We start from the raw sequence: 5,124 nt of genomic DNA, 5'->3' as shown, positions 1-5,124 counted from the left end.
AGGTGAAGTTTTTATAGAGGTTTCACCTCTAAATCAAGACAATCACCTATTTATATGCCTATATCATTCTTTATTTGACATATTATAGTTTGTCTTTTCTTACCTAACATCTACCCATTCAATTTCTTTTTCATCTGGAACTTGCCTAAAATACACACGAATTCCCTTTTCTGTTAATGCATCACATGCTTGTACTTCATTTTCCAACAAGTATGCATAAAATGTAAATTTCTTTGTATCGTTACGATTACTCATTGGTCCTATGTTTAACTCTTTTGGTAAACAATCCGTTTTTTCTTGTAATGCTAGTGCAACACATGGATCTTTTACCAATACCAATGTTTTCGCATCCTTGTTGGCATATTCTTCAATCTTTTCATTCGCTGCTTCACAAGTTAATAAATCGATTGTTACCGTTGGTGGTACTGACATCTTATAAATGTTTGCCATCACTGGTGAAGTAGCTGTAAAATCATCAACTAAAATAATATGATCAATATTTCCATCACTAATTACGCGCACAATACATTGTCCATGAATTAATCGATCATCACATCGTAATAAATCTATTCCCATAATTTATCTCCTTATATCAAATCTGTTTTTCTAATTATTTTAAAATCTTCTTGGTGAGTTGTTTCTAAGCTAACCAATAATTCTTCTTTCGTCATGTGTTCACGATTTAAAACAAACGTTAACAACAATGGTAAATTAACACCCGCAACTACTGGATCATCACTTTCTGCACAAACAACACTTGCAGAATTAAATGGTGTAGCACCAAACATATCTACAAATAAGACTGCTTCATCAACTTCCAATTCTTTCTTTACTGTTTTGATTCGAGTAACTACATCAGGTAGTCCCTCTCCTTCTAGCAATTTAATAGCAACTAACTTCTCTTGCTTTCCGCTAATCATTTCAACAGCATTTTTTAATCCACTTGCAAAATCTGCATGTGTGATAATAATTCCTAAAATCATTTTAATTTCTCCCCTGTTAATACTTCTTTCATAACTTCTAAACAACACTCTAGTTGTTCTTTTGAACACGCAAAATTCAATCGAACAAAATTTTTACTCAAAGGTGAAAATTCTAATCCACCTGATAAAATCAACCCATGATCTAGAAACTTTTCAAGCAGTTTATCACTTTCTTGATAGTTACTTAAATCAATCCAATAAAAGTATGTACCCTCTGGTTGATAACTTTGAATATCTGGAATACAACTAGCAAAATATTCCTTAATACGATTGCGATTTGCTTTTAAATACGCACGATTCTCTTTTTCCCACTCATCACTTTGTAAGTATGCTGCTTTGATTGCTTGCATTGCAAAGACATTGATACTGCTAATTCCAATCATCGCTGCTTCTTTTTGAAACGTTTTATACCAACTGCGATTTTTAATAATTACTCCTGATATCTTCAAGCCAGCCATATTGAATGTTTTGGTTGGCGATACACAAGCAATCGTATGTGCTTTGGTATATTCACTAACATTCATGATGGGTACAAAATCATGATGATCATACGTAATATCGGCATGAATCTCATCACTGATAATTACGATATTGTGCTTTTCACAAAGCTTCGCCATCTGGGTTACTTCTTTATGGTCAAATACACGTCCTGTAGGATTGTGTGGATTACACAATAATAGGACTTTTGCATCTGCTAACTTTGCATCTAAATCATCAAAGTCAATTTCATATCGTTCATCCCCTTTTACCATTTCACTTCGTACTACCTTACGCTTACAATGCTCAATTAATTTTGTAAAAGGTGCATACGATGGTGATAGGATTACAACATGATCACCTTGCTTACTAAAGAGACGTAATGCACAAGTAATGGCATAGATAACCCCTGTACTCAAAACGATATTGTCTGCTGTTACTTGGTAGTTGTGCATATCATTAAAGCGTTTCGCAAACAATTCTAAATAGCTAACATCACGATCACTATATCCATAAATAGGATGCTTTGCTCGCTTTAGCAATGCATCTTGAATCGCTTCACTACACGCTAGATCCATATCTGCTATCCACATTGGTATTTGCTCTTTGTCTTGAATCACATTTCGATACTTTTCCCATTTTGTAGCTTCTGTGTAATCTCGATTCACTCGCTTATCAAAGTCCATAGCTTTATAATCCTTTCCATGTTTTCATAAAGTGTTCACTAATTTTCATTGGATTTGTAATAGCTGAACCTATCGTTACACAATCTGGTTCCATCGCCATTACTTTTTGTAGTTGTTCAACACTCCAAATTCGTCCTTCTGCATTGATTAGACATTTGGTGTGCTTTTTTAATTGCTTAATTAAATCATAATCTGGTTGTTCACTATTTGTTTTTGTTGCTCGTGTATATCCAGATAACGTAGTTGATAAAATATCAAACCCCATCGCTTCACATTGAATTCCCTCTTGAAGCGTTGAGATATCTGCCATTAATACCACTTGTGGGTATGCTTGTTTGATGTTTTTCACTATCTCAGCTAAATCTTCATACGTTCTTTTTCGTAACGTTCCATCCATTGCAACAATCTCACAGCCAGCCTCAATAAGTGATACTGCTGATTTATAGGTTGGGGTTATAAAGACATCATCAAGAATATTCATTCCTTCATGAAATTGCTTATTAATTCCAACAATCATAATATCCATTTTTGCTTTTACTGCTTTCACTTGTTCCGGCCAACAAATGCGCAATACTTCAGCTCCACCCAGCTTTGCACTTTGTGCCATCTTCACCATATTCTCTGCACCATAAAATGGATTCTCTTCATATGCTTGACAGGAAACAATAAGTTTCCCTCGTAATCTATCTAAAATCTTCGCTTTCATAAACACTTCTAATATAACCGTGTATATTTTTTAAAATACACTTCATTCACACTTTCATTTCCATCCGAATTTAAACTTATGAAGATTGGTGGTTTCTCACCTAAGTACAACATCGCTTGTGCACAACTCACACTGATCCCTTGTGCAATAAATGCATTTGCCATTGAAGAAGTAGGACACACCTTAGTAGATAATCCATCTAACGATAATGCACTATCTCCCTCTTCACCACAATTATCAATTACGATATCAGCAATATCCATTAACTTCTTTCCACTTTCATGCCTTGATGTCGTATTGGTAGAGTGATGAACACTCGTAATAGCAATTACTTTTGCACCACGCTCTTTCGCAGCTAACGCCAACTCAATAGGATATGCATTTCTACCCGAGTTAGAAGCAATCAACACAACATCATCTTTCGCTATTCCATAAAGCGTAGCCAAGATTTCAGCATACCCTGATAACCTCTCAATGTAAGAACTCTTTGTAGGATGCTCATTTAATGTCAATTCCGTTGTCATAATTGGCACAACAAACGCCAAACCTCCAGCTCTTCCATAAAACTCCTCTGCTACCGTATGCGAATGCCCACTACCACTCACAAAAAACTTCTGACCATTCACATGTGCCTTGGCAACCAATTCCCCTGCTTGAGCAATTGCCACCGATTGTGTCTTTTGAATCTTATCCAAAACTCGATATCCACAATCAAATACTTTACTCACTGTATTTTCCATATATTCTCCTTTACAACATGTATATACAAGTTTATAACGTAATTCTATACTACATGTATATACATGTCAATATATTTATAAAGATTTTCTTCCCATCTAAAGATCAATTAAAAAACTTCTGATCTAAAAAAGCAGCTGAATATAAAAATACGCTATGATTACTTAATGTCTCATAACGTATTTTTTAGTTTTTAATAATATTAAACTGTAAACCTAATTAACTCGTAGTTGAGTTTATTTAATATGTTTATAAATATCTCTCTTTTAATATTTCGAGTGTATCTTTACCCCACAACATTTTCTTTATATCTAACTATTAAACAAACTTATTTACAACAAAGCTAAAAATAGATTAAATAGTTTTCTTATTTTATCTATTATTACTTAACTCATATTTACTCTAAACTAAATAATGTATGATCAAATTTCTGGTTTTTAGATAATTCCATATTCCAAATTGTATAATCATAATTTACTCCATTTATTTCAAGTGTAATTGTTTTATACTCTAAAAAATCTAATTTCCCATTATAAGTCACTTCAACATGCTCTGGATACAATCCAAAATATCTTCTTTCTTTCTCATTTGTTGAAGCACTCAAGTAAAAAAGATCTTTTTCATCCCCTATCAACGGCGAACAGAAATACGAATAACCTTCACCCTTTTTCAATACAGTTAATGAAAACAAATAATATCTTCCATCAACATCTTCTATAACAGCAACGGTTAAATTGTTGTTTTCTATTTTGAGATGAGTTGTTTTATAACAAGGAGTAAAACCATTTAAATCCACATCATTAAATTTATCAATAAGAATATCTGATTCACTTTTATTTGTTATCTCGATAATTAAAGTGATTGCACTAACAATTATAACAATCAAAGCCACAATATTTTTTTTCTTCATACACTACCCTTTCATAAACTATATTATTCTACACTTACAATTTAATTATTGTTTAGACTTTATTTTCATCCGCTTATTTGTAAGAACTTTTTAAAACGTTTTAAACTTTTTAACCTAATTAACTTTTTATTATCCTTATTTAACAAATATAATTAATTTTTAGGACACGAAAAAAAGAGGCATTCCTATATAGAAATTACTCCATACTTTGTAATTTTATATAATATTTAAAATTACAAAATACAGCAAGAAAATTGAAAAAATTATTACGATTAAATGTGGAGAATATCTAATTTTATACTATTCATATTTCTCCAAAAATAGTATTCCTTGTTCACTTATATTAATTTCACAATATATATTTTGAAAATATATTTTTTCTATTTCTGCATGCACAAGGCTTACTCCCCATGAAGAGCCAGAATTATTTACAATAATAGTTTATAGTAATCCATTTGCTTACATAACAATTTGATATATCAATTAATGCTTGTTTGACATTTTTTGAATATAAATTGTCTATCATTTTTTTTACGCTTAATTCAACCAAAGAATACCTAATGGTACAAAAATAATGTAAGAATGATTGATACAATACAGGAATAAAGGCAGGTATTAAAAATG

At 31.9% G+C, this 5,124-nt stretch carries 6 protein-coding genes; all 6 read right to left on the bottom strand.

Annotated features, from left to right (window positions below; all coding sequences use genetic code 11):
- Positions 1-99: 99 nt before the first annotated feature.
- Positions 100-576, bottom strand: a complete 477-nt coding sequence (locus tag M2475_RS11195) for a PTS sugar transporter subunit IIB (protein ID WP_277491606.1) — start codon at positions 574-576, stop codon at positions 100-102.
- Positions 577-587: 11 nt separating this feature from the next.
- Complete coding sequence (locus M2475_RS11190; RefSeq protein WP_277491605.1) at positions 588-983, bottom strand: PTS fructose transporter subunit IIA; 396 nt, start codon at positions 981-983, stop codon at positions 588-590.
- Positions 980-2,146 carry a PatB family C-S lyase gene (locus tag M2475_RS11185; RefSeq protein WP_277491603.1) on the bottom strand — a complete coding sequence of 389 codons (1,167 nt, stop codon included), beginning with the start codon at positions 2,144-2,146 and terminating at the stop codon, positions 980-982. Before M2475_RS11185 ends, M2475_RS11190 begins: the two co-directional genes overlap by 4 nt.
- Before the next feature lie 4 nt (positions 2,147-2,150).
- A complete protein-coding gene (locus tag M2475_RS11180) occupies positions 2,151-2,852 on the bottom strand; it encodes an N-acetylmannosamine-6-phosphate 2-epimerase (protein WP_277491601.1) in 702 nt (233 codons plus the stop codon).
- A gap of 8 nt (positions 2,853-2,860) precedes the next feature.
- Entirely contained in the window at positions 2,861-3,592 is a 732-nt protein-coding gene (locus M2475_RS11175) for an SIS domain-containing protein (protein WP_277491599.1), read from the bottom strand.
- Between the two features lie 395 nt (positions 3,593-3,987).
- Positions 3,988-4,500, bottom strand: coding sequence for a hypothetical protein (locus M2475_RS11170; RefSeq protein WP_277491597.1), 513 nt, complete (start codon positions 4,498-4,500; stop codon positions 3,988-3,990).
- Between the last annotated feature and the right edge of the window lie 624 nt (positions 4,501-5,124).

The sequence above is a fragment of the Breznakia sp. PF5-3 genome, from assembly GCF_029504745.1.
Lineage (GTDB): Bacteria > Bacillota_I > Bacilli_A > Erysipelotrichales > Erysipelotrichaceae > Breznakia.
This window is presented reverse-complemented; position numbering and strand designations above follow the sequence as displayed.

What these genes read in the sequence shown, in the direction of transcription:
- M2475_RS11195 (WP_277491606.1), bottom strand. Translation starts at nt 576, where the DNA reads ATGGGAATAGATTTATTACGATGTGATGATCGATTAATTCATGGACAA.
- M2475_RS11190 (WP_277491605.1), bottom strand. Translation starts at nt 983, where the DNA reads ATGATTTTAGGAATTATTATCACACATGCAGATTTTGCAAGTGGATTA.
- M2475_RS11185 (WP_277491603.1), bottom strand. Translation starts at nt 2,146, where the DNA reads ATGGACTTTGATAAGCGAGTGAATCGAGATTACACAGAAGCTACAAAA.
- M2475_RS11180 (WP_277491601.1), bottom strand. Translation starts at nt 2,852, where the DNA reads ATGAAAGCGAAGATTTTAGATAGATTACGAGGGAAACTTATTGTTTCC.
- M2475_RS11175 (WP_277491599.1), bottom strand. Translation starts at nt 3,592, where the DNA reads ATGGAAAATACAGTGAGTAAAGTATTTGATTGTGGATATCGAGTTTTG.
- M2475_RS11170 (WP_277491597.1), bottom strand. Translation starts at nt 4,500, where the DNA reads ATGAAGAAAAAAAATATTGTGGCTTTGATTGTTATAATTGTTAGTGCA.